At 70.3% G+C, this 18,894-nt stretch carries 14 protein-coding genes; 12 read left to right on the plus strand and 2 right to left on the minus strand.

Going from position 1 to position 18,894, the window contains the following annotated elements; all coding sequences use genetic code 11:
- Positions 1-128: 128 nt before the first annotated feature.
- From ACFVRO_RS06465 to ACFVRO_RS06500, 8 genes are all read left to right on the plus strand, one after another.
- Positions 129-1,136, plus strand: coding sequence for an ABC transporter substrate-binding protein (locus ACFVRO_RS06465; protein ID WP_386950522.1), 1,008 nt, complete (start codon positions 129-131; stop codon positions 1,134-1,136).
- Between the two features lie 77 nt (positions 1,137-1,213).
- Positions 1,214-2,818, plus strand: coding sequence for a sugar ABC transporter ATP-binding protein (locus ACFVRO_RS06470; RefSeq protein WP_386950524.1), 1,605 nt, complete (start codon positions 1,214-1,216; stop codon positions 2,816-2,818).
- Positions 2,815-3,903 carry an ABC transporter permease gene (locus ACFVRO_RS06475; RefSeq protein WP_386950527.1) on the plus strand — a complete coding sequence of 363 codons (1,089 nt, stop codon included), beginning with the start codon at positions 2,815-2,817 and terminating at the stop codon, positions 3,901-3,903. Before ACFVRO_RS06470 ends, ACFVRO_RS06475 begins: the two co-directional genes overlap by 4 nt.
- A complete protein-coding gene (locus ACFVRO_RS06480) occupies positions 3,900-4,940 on the plus strand; it encodes an ABC transporter permease (protein WP_105676811.1) in 1,041 nt (346 codons plus the stop codon). The genes ACFVRO_RS06475 and ACFVRO_RS06480 overlap by 4 nt, the downstream gene beginning before the upstream one ends.
- A 3-nt stretch (positions 4,941-4,943) precedes the next feature.
- Entirely contained in the window at positions 4,944-5,651 is a 708-nt protein-coding gene (locus ACFVRO_RS06485; RefSeq protein WP_341941176.1) for an L-ribulose-5-phosphate 4-epimerase, read from the plus strand.
- Positions 5,648-7,243 carry a xylulokinase gene (locus ACFVRO_RS06490; RefSeq protein WP_386950530.1) on the plus strand — a complete coding sequence of 532 codons (1,596 nt, stop codon included), beginning with the start codon at positions 5,648-5,650 and terminating at the stop codon, positions 7,241-7,243. Before ACFVRO_RS06485 ends, ACFVRO_RS06490 begins: the two co-directional genes overlap by 4 nt.
- A gap of 98 nt (positions 7,244-7,341) precedes the next feature.
- Positions 7,342-8,859, plus strand: coding sequence for an L-arabinose isomerase (gene araA / locus ACFVRO_RS06495; RefSeq protein ID WP_386950533.1), 1,518 nt, complete (start codon positions 7,342-7,344; stop codon positions 8,857-8,859).
- A gap of 13 nt (positions 8,860-8,872) precedes the next feature.
- A complete protein-coding gene (locus ACFVRO_RS06500) occupies positions 8,873-9,793 on the plus strand; it encodes an aldose 1-epimerase family protein (protein WP_386950536.1) in 921 nt (306 codons plus the stop codon).
- Between the two features lie 23 nt (positions 9,794-9,816).
- On the opposite strand, the gene ACFVRO_RS06505 is transcribed toward ACFVRO_RS06500, so the two are convergent.
- Entirely contained in the window at positions 9,817-10,482 is a 666-nt protein-coding gene (locus ACFVRO_RS06505) for a type 1 glutamine amidotransferase domain-containing protein (RefSeq protein WP_386950538.1), read from the minus strand.
- Positions 10,483-10,565: 83 nt separating this feature from the next.
- Between ACFVRO_RS06505 and ACFVRO_RS06510 the strand changes: the two genes are divergently transcribed.
- Positions 10,566-11,465 carry a LysR family transcriptional regulator gene (locus ACFVRO_RS06510; protein ID WP_386950540.1) on the plus strand — a complete coding sequence of 300 codons (900 nt, stop codon included), beginning with the start codon at positions 10,566-10,568 and terminating at the stop codon, positions 11,463-11,465.
- 3 nt (positions 11,466-11,468) lie between these two features.
- On the opposite strand, the gene ACFVRO_RS06515 is transcribed toward ACFVRO_RS06510, so the two are convergent.
- Positions 11,469-12,056 (minus strand): antibiotic biosynthesis monooxygenase, encoded by a 588-nt coding sequence (locus ACFVRO_RS06515; RefSeq protein ID WP_105676822.1) that lies wholly within the window; start codon positions 12,054-12,056, stop codon positions 11,469-11,471.
- A 437-nt stretch (positions 12,057-12,493) separates the two neighbouring features.
- On the opposite strand from ACFVRO_RS06515, the gene ACFVRO_RS06520 reads away from it, so the two are divergent.
- The 3 genes from ACFVRO_RS06520 to ACFVRO_RS06530 all read left to right on the plus strand — a co-directional run bounded on the left by ACFVRO_RS06520 (position 12,494) and on the right by ACFVRO_RS06530 (position 18,879).
- Complete coding sequence (locus ACFVRO_RS06520; RefSeq protein WP_386950543.1) at positions 12,494-13,438, plus strand: hypothetical protein; 945 nt, start codon at positions 12,494-12,496, stop codon at positions 13,436-13,438.
- A 268-nt stretch (positions 13,439-13,706) separates the two neighbouring features.
- Positions 13,707-14,366 carry a response regulator gene (locus ACFVRO_RS06525; RefSeq protein ID WP_386950546.1) on the plus strand — a complete coding sequence of 220 codons (660 nt, stop codon included), beginning with the start codon at positions 13,707-13,709 and terminating at the stop codon, positions 14,364-14,366.
- Positions 14,367-14,520: 154 nt separating this feature from the next.
- Positions 14,521-18,879 carry a SpaA isopeptide-forming pilin-related protein gene (locus tag ACFVRO_RS06530; protein WP_386950549.1) on the plus strand — a complete coding sequence of 1,453 codons (4,359 nt, stop codon included), beginning with the start codon at positions 14,521-14,523 and terminating at the stop codon, positions 18,877-18,879.
- The last annotated feature ends 15 nt before the right edge of the window (positions 18,880-18,894 follow it).

The raw sequence follows: 18,894 nt of genomic DNA on the forward strand, positions 1-18,894 counted from the left end.
GGGAATCCGGACTTGCGCAAAGTTTTGTTACCGCGCACAATTGGGTGAGCACAGCACCACATACGTCGTCCACGGCGGACGCGTCACCCGACGGCGAACCGCCGGAGGCACTCAAGGAGGAGACAAAAATGGCTACATCCAAGCGACTGCTCGGAATGATCGGACTCGGCGTCGCCGGCGCTCTCGCGCTCGGCCTGACGGGCTGCAGCGGCGGCGGAGACGACAAGGGCGGATCCGACGCGGGCTCCGGCTCCGGCGACCTCATCACGGTCGGCTTCGTCGCCGTCGGCCCCGAGGGCGGTTGGCGTCAGGCCAACGAGAAGAACATCCAGGACACCTTCACCGAGGATGCCGGCTACGACCTGAAGTACGCGCCGGCCGCGAACCTCGACCAGAAGTCGCAGATCGACAACTTCACGTCGTTCGTCGACGAGGGCGTCGACGTCATCCTGCTCTCGGCCACCGAGGCCACCGGCTGGGAGGACTCGCTCAAGCGCGCACAGGAGGCGGAGATCCCCGTCATCCTCCTCGACCGCGGCATCGAGCCCGACGACACCAGCCTCTACGTCACCCGCATCGCGCCCGACAACGTCGAGGTCGCGAAGGAGGTCGGCACCTGGGCTGCGGCGGAGTTCCCCGACGGCGGCAACTACATCGTCCTCGAGGGCCCGGCCGGCGTCGGCGTCGTGAACGAGCGCAACAAGGGCTTCGAAGAGGGCCTCGGCGACTCCTCGCTGGTCAAGGTCGCGGCGCAGACCGCGAACTGGTCCACCGAAGAGGGCAAGAGCGTCACCGAGACCCTGCTCAAGTCGAACAACAACGACATCCAGTTCATCTTCGCCCAGAACGACGAGATGGGCCTCGGCGCATCCCAGGCGGTCGAAGAGGCCGGTCTGACCGTCGGCACCGACGTCAAGATCGCGACGATCGACGGCACCAAGAACGCCATCCAGGCGCTCGCCGACGGCAAGCTCAGCTACGTCCACGAGTACAACCCGCTCTTCGGCGAGACCGCTCTCGACGTCGTCAAGAAGGCGCTCGCCGGCGACAAGGTCGACTCGTACATCATCGTGCCGAGCGAGGCGTTCGACTCCGCCGAGGCCGCCAAGGCCGCTCTGCCCGACCGCAAGTACTGAACCACCCGCCCGGGCGGCGCGCCGAGCGCCGCCCGGGCACCCTCCGCAGAGAGACACAGAGACCGGAAGTCAGAGCAATGAACGAAGAACTGCCCATCGTCCAGATGCGGGGGATCTCGATCGAGTTCCCCGGCGTGAAGGCGCTCGACGGCGTGGACTTCCGGCTCTTCCAGGGCGAGGTGCACGCGCTGATGGGCGAGAACGGCGCCGGCAAGTCGACCCTCATCAAGGCCCTCACCGGCGTCTACGGCATCGACTCCGGCTCGATCGTCGTCGCCGGCCAGGAGCGCAGCTTCCGCGGGACGAGCGACGCGCAGGCCGCGGGCATCTCGACCGTGTACCAGGAGGTCAACCTGGTCACGAACCTCTCCATCGGCGAGAACGTCATGCTGGGGCACGAGGTGCGCGGCCCCTTCGGCATCAACTGGCGCGCCACCCACCGTGCGGCCACCGAGGCCCTCACCCGTCTCGGCCTGGAGGACCTCGACACCCATCAGCCGCTGTCGAGCCTGTCGATCGCCATGCAGCAGCTCGTCGCGATCAGCCGGGCGATGGCCATCAAGGCCAAGGTGCTCATCCTCGACGAGCCCACCTCGAGCCTCGACGCCGCCGAGGTCGACGGCCTCTTCCGCGTCATGCGGACCCTTCGCGACCAGGGCGTCGCGATCCTCTTCGTCTCGCACTTCCTCGACCAGATCTACGCGATCAGCGACCGTCTCACGGTGCTGCGCAACGGGCAGTACGTCGGCGAGTACCTCACGCGCGACCTCGACCGCCACGCCCTCATCTCGAAGATGATCGGCAAGGACCTCGACGCGCTCTCGGCGCTCGGCGGCAATCGCCGCACCGACGCCCGCACCGCCGACGAGGCCCCCGTCGTGTCCGCCCGCGGACTCGGACGCCGCGGATCTGTGCAGCCCACCGACCTCGACATCCGCCGCGGAGAGGTCGTCGGCTTCGCCGGCCTCCTGGGCTCAGGGCGCACCGAGCTCGCCCGCCTGCTCTACGGCGCCGATCGCGCCGACGAGGGCACGGTCGAGCTGAACGGCGTCGTCGGCGACATCAGGTCCCCGGCCGACGCCCTCGCGAAGCGCATCGCGTTCTCGACCGAGAACCGTCGCGACGAGGGCATCATCGCCGACCTCACGGTGCGCGAGAACATGATCCTCGCCCTCCAGGCGGAGCGCGGCTGGGCGCGCCCGATCCCCAAGAAGGAGCAGGACGAGATCGTCGACAGGTACATCGCCGAGCTCAACGTCCGCCCCGCCGACCCGAACCGCCCGATCAAGAACCTCTCCGGAGGCAACCAGCAGAAGGTCCTCCTCGGCCGCTGGCTCGCCACCAAGCCCGAGCTGCTGATCCTCGACGAGCCCACCCGTGGCATCGACGTCGGAGCCAAGGCCGACATCCAGGAGGCCGTGGCGCAGCTCGCCGAAGAGGGGATGTCGGTGGTGTTCATCTCCTCCGAGCTGGAGGAGGTCGTCCGCCTGTCCGAGCGCATTGTCGTGCTCAAGGACCACCAGAAGATCGGCGAGATCCAGAACGGCCCCGACGTCACCGCCCAGTCGGTCGTCGACGTGATCGCCGCCCACGGCGTGGAGAGCGCCGCGGAGAGCCTCGACGAGGCGCCGGGCGGAGAAGCCCGGCCCGTCGACGCAGACGCAGAAGAGGAGACGCGATGAGCGCCGCAGCATCCCGCCCCACCGCCTGGCTGAGGGAGGTGATCCGCAAGCCGTGGTTCTGGGGGATCGTCGCCCTCGTGGCCCTGCTCGCGCTCAACGTGCTCAAGGACCCCACGTACCTCGCCATCTCGGTCAACCCGAACAACGGCAACCTCGTCGGCAACCTGATCGACATCCTCAAGGCCGCGGCCCCCGTCATGATGATCGCGCTCGGCATGTCTCTCGTCATCGCCACCGCGGGCATCGACCTCTCCGTCGGATCGCTCATGGCGGTCGGCGGCGCCGTGTCGATGGAGTTCCTGAAGGCGGCGGGAGACTCCACCTCCGTCGGCGTCGCACTGGCTGCGATCGGGCTCACGCTGCTGATCACCGGCGTCCTCGGCGCCGTCAACGGCATCCTCGTCGCCTACGTCGGACTCCAGCCGTTCATCGCCACCCTCGTGCTCATGCTCGCGGGCCGCGGCATCGCGAAGGTCATCACGGGCGGCCAGAACACCGCCGCGTCCAGCGACCCGTACCGCTGGATCGCGAACGGATACGTCGTCGGCATCCCCGTGGTCTTCCTGTTCGCCGTGCTGATCGTGCTCGTCGTCGCCGCCGTCGTGCGGCGCAGCGCGCTCGGGCTCATGATCGAGGCGATCGGCATCAACCCCAAGGCCAGCCGGATGGCCGGCATCAAGCCGCGCGGCCTCCTGCTGACCACGTACATCCTCAGCGGTCTGCTCGCCGGGGTCGCCGGCATCATGTCCGTCGGCACCGTCATGACGGTCGACATCTCGCGCACCGGATACCAGCTGGAGCTCGACGCGATCCTCGCGGTCGTGATCGGCGGGGCCTCGCTCGCCGGCGGCAAGTTCTCGCTCAGCGGCGCCTTCGTCGGCGCCCTGCTCATCGCGACGCTCGACAAGACCGTCGTGTTCCTCGGCATCTCCTCGTCGGCCACCCCCGCCTTCAAGGCGATCGTGATCGTCGTCCTGTGCCTGCTGCAGTCCGACCGCGTGCGCGGCTGGTTCACCCGCCGCCCGAAGGCCGTGTTCCCGACCGCGCCGAGAGCCGAAGCCCGCAAAGAGGAGGTGACGGCATGACCGTCCTGACCGAGGCTCCGGCCCGCACGGATGCCGCGACCGGCGTCATGACCCGCATCCGCCGGCTCGTGTCGACCAACCCGTCGACCCTGCCCACCGTCGCCGCCGTCGCCATCCTGATCGCGATGGTCGTCTACGGGGAGATCGCGTACGGCCGCATCGTGCAGGCCAACACGCTGTCGAACCTGCTCATCAACAACACGCACCTCATCGTGCTCGCCGTGGCGCTGACCTTCGTCATCCTCACCGGCGGGATCGACCTGTCGGTGGGGTCGATCATCGCGTTCTCCTCGGTCGCCGGCGTCATGCTGTCGAACGCGGGGTGGCATCCGCTCGCCGTGCTCGTGGTGATGATCGGCTCCGGCTCCCTGTTCGGCCTGGTCTCCGGCATCCTGATCCGGTACTTCAACGTGCAGCCGTTCATCGCGACGCTGGCGATGATGTTCCTGGGTCGCGGTCTCGCGTCGCTGCTCAGCACGGTCCCCGAGCGGCTCGGCGAGGACTCCCCGCTACGCTGGATCGGCACGCAGATCAAGGTCGTCGACGGGCCGAAGGTCAACGACCTCGTCATCACCCCGGCCGTGATCGTGGCGCTGCTCGTCGTGGTCGTCGCGTTCTTCGTCCTGCACCGCACGCGCACCGGCCGCACCGTGTACGCGATCGGCGGCTCCGAGAACTCGGCGGCGCTCATGGGCCTCTCGGTGCCGCGCACCAAGGTGCTCGTGTACGTGATCAGCGGCACGCTCGCCGGCATCGCCGCCGTGCTCTACACGGGGCGTCTCGGCACCGCGCAGAACATCACCGGCATCGGCTGGGAGCTCGACGCGATCGCGGCGGCCGTGATCGGCGGCACCGTGCTCACCGGCGCCTACGGCTACGTGCTCGGCTCGGTGGTCGGCGCGCTCGTGCTCGGCCTCATGAACGTGCTCATCACCCGCGACGGCAAGATCCCGCCCGAGATGACGACGATCATCACCGGCGCGATCCTCCTCGTCTTCGTGCTCCTGCAGCGCGCCGTCACCCGCAAGAAGGAATAGCCGATGACCGCATTCACCCCCGAGGTCGAGGCGTCCATCCGCGCCGTCCGCGCGGACGTCGCCCGCCTGCACGCCGAACTCGTGCGCTACGACCTGATCGTCTGGACCGGCGGCAACGTGTCGGGCAGGGTCCCGGGCGCCGACCTGTTCGTGATCAAGCCGTCCGGCGTCTCCTACGACGACCTGACACCCGAGAACATGATCCTCTGCGACCTCGACGGCACGGTCGTGCCCGGCACCCCCGGCAGCGACCGGAGCCCCTCCAGCGACACGGCGGCGCACGCCTACGTGTACCGGAACATGCCGGAGATCGGCGGCGTGGTGCACACCCACTCGACGTTCGCTGTCGCCTGGGCCGCGCGCGGCGAGGAGATCCCCTGCGTGATCACGGCGATGGCCGACGAGTTCGGCGGGCCGATCCCGGTCGGCCCCTTCGCGATCATCGGCGACGACTCCATCGGCCGCGGCATCGTGGAGACCCTCCGCGGTCACCGCAGCCGTGCCGTGCTCATGCAGAACCACGGCCCGTTCACGATCGGCGTCGATGCGAAGGATGCCGTGAAGGCCGCCGTCATGGTCGAGGACGTCGCCCGCACGGTGCACCACGCCAGGGAGGCGGGTCCGCTGATCCCGCTGCCGCAGGAGGCCATCGACCGGCTCTACGACCGGTACCAGAACGTGTACGGCCAGAGCGCGGACGCCCGCCGATGAGCGGTCGCGACGACATCGCCCACGGACGCACGAGCCTCGGCATCGAGTTCGGCTCCACCCGCATCAAGGCGTGTCTGATCGGCGCCGACGCCTCCGAGGTGCTCGCCACCGGCTCGTTCTCCTGGGAGAACCGGCTCGAGGACGGACTGTGGACGTACGGGCTCGACGAGGTGTGGGCGGGGCTCCAAGCGGCGTTCGCCGACCTCGTGGCCGATGCCCACGACCGCTACGGAGTGCGACCGGCGACCTTCGGCGCGATCGGCGTCTCGGCGATGATGCACGGCTACCTCGCCTTCGATGAGGACGGCGAGCTGCTGGTGCCGTTCCGCACGTGGCGCAACACGAACACCGGTGCGGCGGCGGCCGAGCTGACCGCGCTGCTCGGGGTCAACATCCCGCTGCGCTGGTCGATCGCGCACCTGCACCAGGCGGTCGTCGACGGCGAACCCCACGTGCCGGGCATCGGCTTCGTCACGACCCTCGCCGGCTACGTGCACTGGCGGCTCACGGGCGCCCGCGTGCTGGGCGTCGGCGACGCCTCGGGCATGTTCCCCATCGACTCGGCGACCGGCAGCTACGACGAGAGGATGCTGCAGGCCTACGACGCGCTCGCGGGCGACCGCCTCCCCTCGTCGCTCGGCGCGCTGCTCCCGGCCGTGCTCCCCGCGGGGGCCCCGGCCGGATCACTCACCGCAGAGGGTGCGCTGCTGCTCGACCCCACGGGCGCGACGCCCGCCGGCATCCCGCTCTGCCCGCCGGAGGGCGATGCGGGCACGGGGATGGTCGCCACGAACTCGGTGTCGCCGCGCACGGGCAACGTCAGCGCGGGTACGAGCATCTTCGCGATGGTCGTCCTCGAGCGCCCGCTCGCCGAGGTGCACCACGAGCTCGACCTCGTGACCACCCCGGTCGGAGACGCCGTCGCGATGGTGCATTGCAACAACGGCGCCAGCGAGCTCGCGGCCTGGGCGGGGCTCTTCATCCGCTTCGCCGCATCCGCCGGCCACCCCGTCGGAGACGATGCGGCGTTCGACGCGCTCTTCCGCGAGGCGCTCGGAGGGGAGGCGGATGCCGGCGGCGTCCTCGCCTACAACCATCTGGCGGGTGAGCCGCTGGCGGGGCTCACCGCAGGCCGACCGCTCGTCGTGCGCACCCCGGACAGCGCCTTCACGCTCGCGAACTTCATGCGCGCGCAGCTGTACGGCGTGTTCGGAACCCTGGCGCTGGGCATGCAGGTGCTCGCCGCCGAGGGCGTCGGGCTCGACCGGATGTTCGCGCACGGCGGCATGTTCCGCACCGCGGGCGTCGCGCAGCGATTCCTCGCCGGCGCGCTCGGCGCCCCGGTCGCCGTGGGCGATCTCGCCTCCGAGGGCGGGGCGTGGGGCATCGCGGTGCTCGCGTCGTACCTCGCTCACGCCGACGACCTCGCCCTCGACGCGTATCTCGACGAGAGCGTGTTCGCCACGGCATCCCTCCGCACCGTCGCTCCTGATCCGGAGGACGTCGCGGGCTTCGCCGCCTACCTCGACCGTTACCGCGCCGGCCTCGCCATCGAGTCCGCCGCCATCACCGCACTCCCTCCCGTTCGTTGAGCGAGCGGAGCGAGACGAAACGCAGCTTCCCGTCGGACACCGCGTTTCGTCTCGTCGCTTCGCTCCTCGCTCAACGAACGGAAACAGAAAGGCCAGAAATGCCCACGCTCACCACCTCCCTCGACGGCTACGAGGTCTGGTTCCTCACCGGCAGCCAGCACCTCTACGGCCCCGAGACTCTCGCGCAGGTCGCGGAGCAGTCGCAGGAGATCGCCCGCATCCTCGACGAGGCGGGCGAGGTTCCGGTGAAGATCGTCTGGAAGCCGGTCCTCACCGACGCGGCCTCCATCAAGAGGACCGCCCTCAAGGCGAACGCCGACGACAGGGTGATCGGACTGATCGCATGGATGCACACGTTCAGCCCCGCGAAGATGTGGATCGCCGGTCTCGATGCGCTGCAGAAGCCGCTCGCGCACCTGCACACCCAGGCCAACGTCGAGCTCCCGTGGGCCGACATCGACTTCGACTTCATGAACCTCAACCAGGCCGCGCATGGCGACCGCGAGTTCGGCTACATCCAGACCAGGCTCGGCGTGCCGCGCAAGACGATCGTCGGCCACGCGAGCGACCCGCGCGTGCGCCGCGAGCTCGGCACGTGGCAGCGCGCCGCCGCCGGTCTCGCCGCCGCGCGGTCTCTCAAGCTGGCGCGCTTCGGCGACAACATGCGCTTCGTCGCGGTCACCGAGGGGGACAAGACCGAGGCCGAGCTGCGGTTCGGCGTGCAGGTCAACACGTGGGGCGTCAACGAGCTGGCGGACGCAGTGGCCGCGGCATCCGCGTCCGACATCGACGCGCTGGTCGCCGAGTACGAGGAGCTGTACGAGGTCGCCCCCGAGCTGCGCCGCGGCGGCGACCGGCACTCCTCGCTGCGCGACGGCGCCGCGATCGAGATCGGCCTGCGCTCATTCCTGGAGGAGGGCGGCTTCGGCGCCTTCACGACCTCGTTCGAGGACCTGGGCGCGCTGACGCAGCTCCCCGGCCTCGCCGTGCAGCGTCTGATGGCCGAGGGCTACGGCTTCGGCGCGGAGGGCGACTGGAAGACGGCCGTGCTCGTGCGCATCGCGAACGTGATGGGATCGGGCCTGCCCGGAGGCGCGAGCCTCATGGAGGACTACACCTACGACATGACCCCCGGCGACGAGCTGATCCTCGGCGCGCACATGCTGGAGGTCTCGCCCTCGCTGACCACCGCGAAGCCCACGCTCGAGATCCACCCCCTCGGCATCGGCGGCAAGGACGACCCGGTGCGCCTGGTCTTCACCGCCGACCCCGGACCCGCCGTCGTGGTGGCGCTCAGCGACATGCGCGACCGGTTCCGCCTCACCGCGAACGTCGTCGAGAACGTGCCGCCGCGGGCGTCGCTGCCGAAGCTGCCGGTGGGTCGCGCGGTGTGGAAGCCCGCGCCCGACTTCACGACCTCCGCGGCCGCGTGGCTCACCGCCGGCGCCGCGCACCACACGGTGATGTCGACGGCGGTCGGGATCGAGGCGTTCCGCGACTTCGCCGAGATGGCCGAGGTCGAACTGCTCGTGATCGACGAGGAGACCACGCTTCCCGAGTTCCAGAAGCAGGTGCGCTGGAACCAGGCGTACTACCGCCTCGCGCAGGGCCTGTGAAGATAGAGGCGTGATGAGCATTCCGAGGTCGGGCAGGCAGCTGCGCATCGCGAGCGGCGGATACGAGGCCGTGATCGCGAGCGTCGGCGCATCCCTGCGGACGCTGCAGAAGGACGGGCGCGACCTCGTGGTGCCCTTCGAGGCCGACGAGGTGCGCCCCGGCTACCGCGGCGCGACCCTCGCCCCCTGGCCCAACCGCATCGTCGACGGACGCTACGTCTTCGCCGGCGTCGAGCACCAGCTCCCGCTGACGGAGCCGTCGCGAGGGCAGGCGCTGCACGGGCTGCTGTGCTGGACCGAGTTCGCCGACCGGCTCGTGCTCGACGACCGCATCGTGCTCGCCGCCGTGATCGAACCGCAGTCCGGCTACCCGTTCCGCGTCGAGGTCGAGGTCGAGTACCGGCTCGACGCCGACGGTCTCGCCCAGACGGTCACCGCCCGCAACCTCGGGACGGATGCCGCCCCCTGGGGCGCCGGTCCGCACCCGTACCTCGTGGCCGGCCCTGAGCGGAGCGTCGACGAATGGACCCTGACGCTTCCCGCGTCCGAGGTGCTCACGGTCACGCCCGATCGGCTGAGCCCCGTGGCCGTGGAACCCGTGTCCGGGCACCCCGAGTGGGACTTCCGGGCCCCGCGGCCCATCGGCGACGTGTTCATCGACCACGCGTTCACCGGCCTCACCCGGGGAAACGGCGTGGCCGAGGTGCGTCTGACGGCGCCGGGCGGCACGGGCGTCGCGATGACCTGGGACGAGCGCTGCCCGTGGGTGCAGGTGCACACCGCAGACAACCCCGGCGTCGACGGCATCCATCGCATCGGCCTCGCGGTCGAGCCGATGACGTGCCCGCCCGACGCCTTCACCTCTGGTGTCGATCTCGTCGTGCTCGCGCCGGGCGCGGAGCATGCGGCATCCTGGCGGATCCGCGCGCTGTGACGCACCCGGCGCGAATGCGCCGGTCAGGACAGCGCTGAGACCAGGGCCTCGGCGGCGGATGCCGATGACTGCGGGTTCTGCCCGGTGATCAGGAGCCCGTCGACCACGGTGTGATCGCTCCAGGGCTGGGCGACGTCGACATCGGCTCCGAGCTCCCGCAGCGAGGTCTCCAGCAGGAAGGGCGCGCGATCGGCGAGACCGCCGAGGCGCTCCTCCTCGTCGGAGAACCCCGTGATGCGGCGGCCGGCCACGATCGGCCGACCCTCGGCGGTGCGTGCGGGGAGCAGAGCCGCGAGCCCGTGGCACACCGCCGCGAGCGGGCGTCCGCCCGCCACCGTGGCCGTGATCAGCGCGGCGGAGGCGGCATCGGTCGCGAGGTCCTGCATCGGCCCGTGCCCTCCTGGGTAGTAGACGGCGTCGTAGGCCGCGGGCTCGACATCGGCGAGCACCAGCGGGGACGAGAGGCCGGGGATCACGGCGAGAGCGTCGACATCGCCTTCTCCGAGGCTCGCCAGGTCGGCGACCGGCGTCACGCCGCCGGGGGTCGCGAACGCGACGGAGTGACCGGCCGCGGTGAGCAGGCGGTAGGGCGTCAGCAGCTCTTCGGCCCAGAAGCCGGTGGGGTGAGCGGTGCCGTCGGCGAGGGTCCAGGTGCGGGCGCCGGTGACGACGAAGAGGACGGTGGACATGGTGTCTCCAATGGGGTCGAAGTGATCGGGGTGCATCAGGGGGAACGGATGCTGATGGTGCGTGATTCCGATACATTCTCGATATGAGCGATCGAAATATCGATGGTCTACGCGACCTCCCGCTGTGGCGCACGTTCCTCGCCGCCTACCGGGCCGGTTCGGTCTCCGCCGCGGCGCGCACGCTCGGACTCGCGCAGTCGACGGTGACCGCCCAGCTCCAGGCCCTCGAGAGGAGCACCGGCGAGCCCCTGTTCGAGCGCTTCGCACGCGGCATCCGCCCGACCCCTCGCGCCGACGAGCTCGCCGCGCGGCTCGCGGCCCCGCTTGACGCGCTCGCCGCAGCGGTGGGGCAGGACTCGACCGCCGCGGCGCCCGTGCTGCGGCTCGGCGGGGCGGCCGAGTTCCTCGCCAGGGTGGCGCTCCCCGCGCTCGCGCCCGCCGTCGCCGCGGGTCTCCGTCTCTCCGTCACCGCGGGCCTGGCCGACGACCTCCTCGACGCCGTGCGCACGGGCTCCCTCGACCTCGTCGTCTCCGCCGTGCGCCCTCGCGGGAGGTCGGTGGCGGCGTCAGCGCTGTGCGACGAGGAGTTCGTCCTCGTCGCGTCGCCGTCGCGGGGGATCGCTCCCTCCGTCGAGCTGTCGGCCGCCGAGCTCGCAGACATCCCGCTGCTCGCCTACGCGCACGACCTGCCGATCCTGCGACGGTACTGGCGGCATGTGTTCGGCATCCGACTGGAGCGCGAACCGGCGCTGGTCGCACCCGATCTGCGGGCGCTCGCAGCCGCCGCCGTCGGGGGAGCGGGCGTGACGGTGCTGCCGAGCTATCTGATCGCCGCCGAGCTCGCGGACGGGCGGCTGATCGTGCTCCGGCCGACCGACGATCCGCCCATCAACACCCTGTTCCTGGTGCGTCGCCCCGGCGCGCTGTCCCCGCACGCGGTCACGGTCGAGGCAGCTCTGCGCGTCGCCGTCTCCGGCTTCTGAGCCTCAGCGGGCGAGCCAGCCCCGCAGCGTCCTCGTCACCCACGGCAGCACCCAGTACGTCATGATCGGCGTGAGCACGACGGTCGTGCACAGCACCCGCAGCCAGATCGGCAACTCGTTCCACCCCGGCACCGGGCTGAGCGCGTAGGCGAAGGCGACGTTCGCGGGGAAGAACCCGAGCCAGATCGACACGGCCTGCTTCCACCGTGGCGGCGTGCGCACCACCGAGACGGTCGCCGTGGTGCCGTCGGCGCGGGGGATGGTGATGGTGTCGGTGCTCGGATCGTCGAACCAGCCCTCGATGCCGGTGCGCCGCTTCGCGCGCTCGCTGCGCACGAAGCCCTCCCCGGCCGAGCGCCACCACTCGCGTTCCCCCGAGCGCTCCCACGCGACGAGGGTCTCCTCGTCGGCGAAGCGGTAGAGCATGTGCCAGACGTTCGAGTCCTCGCCGTCGCGCACCCAGCCGGACCCGAGGAACCCCGGATATCTGTGCGCGAGGTTCACGCCGGTCTGCGCCCAGGCCGTCGCCTCGGCGACGTGGTCGGGGTCGACCTCGCGGCGGATGGACACGGTGATGGGTTCGCTGGACATGGTGGGTCCTCGGAGGGGTGCGCGGCCCGGATCGCGGGCACGTCGGAAGGGGGATGCGCCAGGGTGGCGGCGCCTCGTCGATTCTATTTCGGATGCCGAGGCGAGGCGTCGCGCGGGCGTCCGCTGCCGGAGAACGCAGAGCCGCAGCCGGTTCCCGCAGATCCCGGCGCGGCCGCCGCCCCGCCTGGTGTGATGGATGAAGCACCCGATCTCCCGCGGTTCTCGCGGGGAGTCGGGATCCGCGCCCCCAGCGCGGAAGGGCCGGCCCCCTCCGGCCCTGGCGGCGGTCCCCACCCGTCGCCGGTCGGCAGGACCCGGAGCCCCATCCGGGTTCTGCCGGCGTTACTGTGTGACGTGAGATCGCACGGCGCCCCGGTCTCCTCCGGTCGGCGTCGCCGGCGATGCGCGGCCCGCAGCGACGGGGAAGGATCACACGGATGCCCGGCACCAGCACGAGCGCAGCCCGCAGCGGCAACACCTCCGTGCGCCGCGTGCACTTCCCGGTTCCGAGCATCCGGTCACTCGAAGGGTGCGAGGTCACGGGGGAGTACCTCCGCCGCGTGGACACCAGGGTGATCGGGGTCGACGACGGCGCCCCGCTGAGGGCGCGGGTCGCCCGTGTCGGCGACATCCGGTTCTGGCATGTCGCCTCCCCGGAGATCGAGATGCAGTGGCCGTCTCCCGCTCCGACGACCCGGCTCCTCTTCGTGATGTGCGTCTCAGGGCGGATGACGGTCGAGCCCGTGTTCCCTGCGGGGCGGAGCAGCACGCGCGTCGTCGTGATCCCCGCCACCACGGCGGAGTCGCGGATCCGCTTCTCGGCCCCCCGCAACGAGTTCTTCGCGATGTCGGTGCCCGACCCGGGGATGCTGACGACGGCGGGCGCGCGGCCGGCGGCTCCCGCGATCAGCCTGGATGCGCTGCGCCCGTTCATTGGCTTCATCGACGGGGTGACCGCGGTCGACGACGCCGAGCACCTCGACGCGTCGCCGCTGCACGCGGCGGCACGGAGCGTCGCTCGGAGCATGATCGAGCTGGTCGGCGGCAGCCTGACCGATCGACGCTGCATCGTGACGAGGGCGACGGACATCATGCTCGCGGAGTCGGACGATCCGACGTTGACGACGGCATCCCTCGCCGACCGGCTGGACGTGTCGCCGCGCACCCTGCAGGCGGCGTTCGCCAAGGAGGAGCTCACCGTCAGGGGGATGCTGCGCGACATCCGCGCGCGCTCGGCCAGGGCGCTGCGTCGTGCGCAGCCCGATGCGAGGTCCTCCACGCTGGTGAGGGCCACCGGCTTCGGCTCGGAGTCCGCGATGTTCCGCGCGCTCAGAGAGCTGGAGAGCAGGGATGCCGCGGCCGTGGTCGCGGACATCGGCTGAGACCAGCCTGCCGCACGCACCGTCAGTTGTGACGGTTTCGCGGGGAACCGAGTGATGAGGGGCGTCTGACGCCGTCTTGCTCTGTGAGGGCCGGACAGTCGTCCGTGTCCTCACGCGCCCGGGTGAGGCGAGGCTGCCGCACTCGGGTCGCGCGTTCTGGAACGGCGTATGGGGATGCCCGACTGGAGGGAGAGCGCGCAGAGGTGTCGGGGAGCGCACGGGGCGCGCTCTCCGACACCGAGACCCAGGTCGAACGGAGGGACGCACGATGGGAGCGGGAATCGACGAACACGGCAGCGTGATCAGGATCGGCGTCGTCGACGATCACCGGTCGATCCTGGTGGGGATCGCGGTGATGCTGAACGCGAGGGAGGGCGTCCACGTCGTGGCCGTCGGACGCACGGTCGCCGAGCTGCTGAGCGTGTCGCAGCGCATCGACGTCGTGCTGCTCGATCTGCTCCTGTCTGACGGCTCCCCGTCCGCACGGAACATCGCCGCTCTCGCCGCGACGGGAGCGCGAGTGCTCGTCTTCACGGATCGGTCGTCTGCGGGGGCGCATCGCGAGGCGATGCGAGCGGGCGCGGTCGGGACGATCAGGAAGACGGACGATGTGACTCAGATCGTCTCCCGACTGCGTGCAGCGGCGCGAGGACGGTCCAAGGCGGCATCCGACGCGGCATCCGACGTCCGTCGCACCTCTGGGGTGATCGTCGCTCTCTCCGCCCGGGAGACCGAGGTGCTCGCGCTCTACGCCGCAGGGGCGACGGCGGAGAGCGCGGCGAACCAGCTCTTCGTGACGAGGGAGACGGTGCTCGACCACATCCGCCGCATCCGCGCGAAGTACGCGAACGCCGGCAGACCCGCCGTGACCAAGGTCGACCTGTTCCGTCGTGCCGTGGAGGACGGCATCCTCGAGCCCGGGGACTGAGCGGCGGTGCGCGGTTCGGGTGAGCGAGGGGTGTTCCGGTCCTATCCCCCAGAACAGGGGGATTCGCGGCGGACCGCGTGATCCCGCGACCGGAATACCGTCTGCTTGATTGAGGCGTCTCCTGTGCGCCACGACGTCAGAGAGATGAGAGACAGTGAAGCCGACATCCGAGCGCCTCGGCGCGCGCGCCGACCGCCGCGATCGCCCGCGAGGAGTGCGCCGCGCATTCCTCGCGGTTCTCGCGATCCTCGCCCTGGGAGCTGGTCTGCTCGCTCCCACGACGGCGGTCGCCGACCCGAGCTCGCAGCCGACGCTGGGCATCACCGCCCTCACACCGGCGTCTCAGAAGTCCGGCACTGCGTTCGCGTACTCGCTGACGTACGCGTGCAGCAACGTCAACGCCGATCCCTGCGCGACGGACCCGGTCATCCGCATCCCCCTCGGGGCGGCGGCAGGCATGCCGGTGCAGGTCGGCGCCAACCCCCTCATCCGCACCTGGAACGTCGTTGGCGGAGAGCTCGTGATCGAGCTCGATGACCTCGTGCAGGGCACGTCGGGCACCATCGGCGTCACGATCACGCCGCCGAACCACACCACTCCGAACGGCACCACGTGGACGCTGGCGCCCACGATGACCTTCAGCGACGGCACGCCGACCGTCACGGCTCCCGGAGTCACCTCGACCGCGACCGCGAGCCCCTCGATCGACGTGCGCAAGACGGTCGACGTCGCCTATCACGTCCCCGGTGACTCCGTGGTGTTCACCATGTGGTGGGACTGCCCGCTCGCCGCCACCACGATCGGCGTCGAGGACCTCACCCAGCTCATCCTGGTGGACACCCTCCCCGCGGGACTCACCTACGCATCCAGCAGTCCCGCGGGGGCGGTCGTCACGGGGCAGACGGTCACCCTCACCCTCACGGCTGCTCAGCTCGGCGAGAGGTGCGCGCTCGGCTCGGGGCAGGCCGTGCCGGTCACGGTGACGGCGACCGTGAACGCCGGGGTGCCGGATGGCACGGCGCTGGTCAACCGCGTCACCGCGACGGGGCGTTCGCTCAGCGGCTCGACCGTGACCGACAGCGACTCGGCGGGCCTCACCGTGGTCGACCGTCTCCCCGGAGCCGTCACGGCCAAGCTCGGCTACGGCCCGCTCCTCAACACGCTCGGCGACGGGCAGTGGGACCTGAACCTCAACGGGTATCGGTCGGCGACCTATCCCGGATCCTGGCTCGGCCGCGGTCTGGCGGCTGCACCATCCTCCACGGCGCATGTCTTCCCCGGATCAGTCGACAGCTTCCAGATCGAGTCGGTGTACTGGCTGCGCATCGATCAGGCGCAGCCCAATACGGAGTTCGCTCTCGTCGACCCGATGCCGTGTGCGACGAACGCGACCGGTGTGTCCTATGCCAGCTATCCGGCGGGCGGCACGCTCTGCACCGACCCCGCCTTCCACCCGACGATCGTCACGATCGACACCCGTGCATCCGCGAACGCCGTCGGCGTCCCTGACGCGGTCGTCGTGCAGGCACGGTTGACCGACGGATCGATCGTCGCATTGACGCCTCAGTCAGCGAGCGCCGCGACCTATCCGAACGGTCCGCAATACCGCACGTATCGGGTGCCGGACAGCGCTGTAGGGCGCGTGGCGGAGCTCCTCATCCCCCGCGCGACGGGAATGACCAATATCCGCACCGACGTCTACGTGGGCGGCTACGTCGATGCCGATCGTGGGGCCGGCGATCTCATTCGCAACCGCGGATCCGTCGATTCCTTCCTCGTCGGCTCGACCGACGCGTACGCCACCACAGAGACCTCGATCGGAACGATCTTCATCAAGGACGGACCGCAGATCGGGGCGAGCAAGTTCTACTCGACCTCGGGGAAGAACTTCCAGTTCACGAGCGAGGTGTTCCTGCCCGGACCCACGACCGGCGATCTCACCTTCACCGACACGCTCCCCGCAGGCTGGACCGTCACAGGTCAGGTGACCGGCCGAGCCTGGAGGTACGGAGTCTCGCAGTGGGCGATGGGGCTCGGCATCACCTCGACGACGGCGGTCGACCCCGCGACGGGGAGGACCTCGCTGACGGTCACGGTACCGCGCGACGTCGTCAACTCGCTGCTGCGCCCCGGCATGGGAGATCGGCTGCGCGTCGAGATCCTCGTTCCCGCGGTGGCGCCGTTCCCTGGCAACTTCACCAACACCGTCGCAGTGAACCTCTCCGACCCGGAGACTCAGGCGCTCTGCACGCAGGGAGCACCCGTCGCCGGGACGACGGGCGCGGGCTTCACCTGCACCGGTTCGACCACGTTCACCATCAACCCCGACCCGTCGTCGGATGCCGTCCGGGTGACCAAGGCCGTGAGGGGGAGCCTCGACACTGCCTTCAAGACGTTCCCGGCCATCGGCTACGTCGACGAGGCCGGCGGAAGTGCGACGTTCCGGCTCGGCTGGACGAACAAGAGCTTCGCCGCCATGAACGGCGTGGTCGCCTACGACCTGCTCCCGCGCGTCGGCGACACGGGAACGGTGCAGGGCACGCTGCAGCAGCAGCGCGGAAGCACCTTCCGGCCCACGCTCACCAGCATCGCGGCGCTGCCCGCGGGCGTGACGGCGTACTACTCCACGTCGACCAACCCGTGCCGGCCCGAGGTGCTGCCGAACGCGCAGAACCCCGGTTGTGCCGACGACTGGGCGGCCTTGCCCGCGAGCCCCGGAGCGGCATTGTTCGACAGCGTGCGCGCGCTGAAGTTCACGTCGTCAGCGACGTATGCCTTCGACCAGGGCTTCACGATCGACATCGGGATGACGACTCCCGCCCTGTCCGACACCGCGGACGTGGCATGGAACACGTTCGCCACCGCCCAGACGAACACGGTCTCCGGGCAGGCGCTGCCTCCCGTCGAGTCGGCGCGTGTCGGGATCGCCCGCGAGGACTTCAGCCACATCACGATCGACAAGGTCGTGGACAAGACGGTGGCGAACGTGGGCGACCTGCTCACGTACACCGTCAGCGCGGTCAACGACGGTGGTCGTGACCTCTCCGACATCACCCTGCGGGACACGCTCCCGGCCGGCGTGACGTTCGTCTCCGCGAGCGGGGGAGGAGTCCACGCCGGGGGCGAGGTCACCTGGAACCTCGCGAGCATGCCCCTCGGGCAGCAGTTCACGTACACCGTCACGGTGCGCGTGGCCCAGGAGGGCGCGGCGCTCGTGAACCGCTTCGGAGTCGACGGGACGACCCCGGTGACGCCGTTGCATCCGTGTGCGGAGCCGAACGACGACGATGAATCCTGCGCGACGACGACGGTGCCCGCGGTGGCGCTCACGTACGCCAAGACCTCCGACCCGGCACCGGGGACGATGGTCAAGGCGGGAGACACGGTGTCGTACACCGTGACCGTGTCGAACGCCACGGGCTCTCCGTCCACGAGCGGCATCGCGACGGATGACATGTCGGAGGTGCTCGACAAGGCGACCCTGGCGTCGCCGCCGGTCCTGACGTGTGCGCCGGTCGGCGCCTCGTGCGGGCAGGTCGCGTACACCGCGGGCGACACGGAGCTCGTCTGGAGGTCGACGGCGGGGGCGCCGCTCGCGGCGCACACGACGGCGACGATCACGTACACGGTGACGCTCGACGACGATGCGAGCGGAACGCTGCGCAACCTCCTCGTCGAGCCCGGCATCGTCGTCGAGCATCCGATCCTCAGCGTCGACAAGACGGTCGACAAGGGCGCCGGGTCGCTCGTGAACCCCGGCGATGACGTGAAGTACACGCTGTCGATCACGAACAGCGGCGCCATCGGCAGCGGTCCGTTCTCCGTGTTCGACGACCTGAGCGACGTCGTGGGCAACGCGACGCTCGACGAGGCGTCCATCGCGGTCGACCCCGCCGTCGGAGCGGCGGCCTACGACGCCGGCACGCACCATCTCACCTGGACGGGTGCGCTCGCCGCGGGGCAGACGGTGCAGGTCTCCTACACCGTCACCGTGAACGACGACGCGTTCGGAGAGCTGCGCAACGTCTTCCTCGACAAGACCGTGGTGAACCCGATCTCAGGAACGCTGCAGTGGACGAAGATCGACGAGTCGCCTCAGCAGCGCCTCCTGGCGGGCTCCGAGTGGACGCTCCAGGCGCTCGATGAGAACGGCGCGCCGACCGGCATGGTGCTGACGGTCGAGGACTGCACGGAGCTGCCGTGCTCCGGGCCCGAGAAGGACCCGGCCGGCGGAGCCCTCCGCGTGCCGAACCTCACCCCCGGCGACTACCAGCTCGTCGAGACCAAGGCCCCGGCCGGCTACGTGCTCGACACGACCGTGCGCACCGTCACCGTGCTCGGCACCGTGCAGGTGACCGTGCTCGACGGGATCGTCAACCAGCAGCAGGGAGTTCCGGTCCTGCCGTTCACCGGCGGTCTGGGCACGGACCACCTGCTGCTGATCGGGGGCGTGCTGCTTCTGCTCACCTCCGGACTCGTCGTCTGGCAGATCCGCCGCAGGCGCAGGGCATGACCGCGCCGCGTCTCA

Source organism: Microbacterium sp. NPDC057944, from assembly GCF_042887445.1.
GTDB classification, from domain to species: domain Bacteria; phylum Actinomycetota; class Actinomycetes; order Actinomycetales; family Microbacteriaceae; genus Microbacterium; species Microbacterium natoriense.

Excerpts from the sequence above, each read along its gene's own strand:
- ACFVRO_RS06510 (WP_386950540.1), top strand. The coding sequence starts at position 10,566 with ATGAGCGATCGAAATATCGATGGTCTACGCGACCTCCCGCTGTGGCGC.
- ACFVRO_RS06470 (WP_386950524.1), top strand. The coding sequence starts at position 1,214 with ATGAACGAAGAACTGCCCATCGTCCAGATGCGGGGGATCTCGATCGAG.
- ACFVRO_RS06485 (WP_341941176.1), top strand. The coding sequence starts at position 4,944 with ATGACCGCATTCACCCCCGAGGTCGAGGCGTCCATCCGCGCCGTCCGC.
- araA (WP_386950533.1), top strand. The coding sequence starts at position 7,342 with ATGCCCACGCTCACCACCTCCCTCGACGGCTACGAGGTCTGGTTCCTC.
- ACFVRO_RS06520 (WP_386950543.1), top strand. The coding sequence starts at position 12,494 with ATGCCCGGCACCAGCACGAGCGCAGCCCGCAGCGGCAACACCTCCGTG.
- ACFVRO_RS06525 (WP_386950546.1), top strand. The coding sequence starts at position 13,707 with ATGGGAGCGGGAATCGACGAACACGGCAGCGTGATCAGGATCGGCGTC.
- ACFVRO_RS06515 (WP_105676822.1), bottom strand. The coding sequence starts at position 12,056 with ATGTCCAGCGAACCCATCACCGTGTCCATCCGCCGCGAGGTCGACCCC.
- ACFVRO_RS06500 (WP_386950536.1), top strand. The coding sequence starts at position 8,873 with ATGAGCATTCCGAGGTCGGGCAGGCAGCTGCGCATCGCGAGCGGCGGA.
- ACFVRO_RS06475 (WP_386950527.1), top strand. The coding sequence starts at position 2,815 with ATGAGCGCCGCAGCATCCCGCCCCACCGCCTGGCTGAGGGAGGTGATC.
- ACFVRO_RS06490 (WP_386950530.1), top strand. The coding sequence starts at position 5,648 with ATGAGCGGTCGCGACGACATCGCCCACGGACGCACGAGCCTCGGCATC.
- ACFVRO_RS06480 (WP_105676811.1), top strand. The coding sequence starts at position 3,900 with ATGACCGTCCTGACCGAGGCTCCGGCCCGCACGGATGCCGCGACCGGC.
- ACFVRO_RS06505 (WP_386950538.1), bottom strand. The coding sequence starts at position 10,482 with ATGTCCACCGTCCTCTTCGTCGTCACCGGCGCCCGCACCTGGACCCTC.
- ACFVRO_RS06465 (WP_386950522.1), top strand. The coding sequence starts at position 129 with ATGGCTACATCCAAGCGACTGCTCGGAATGATCGGACTCGGCGTCGCC.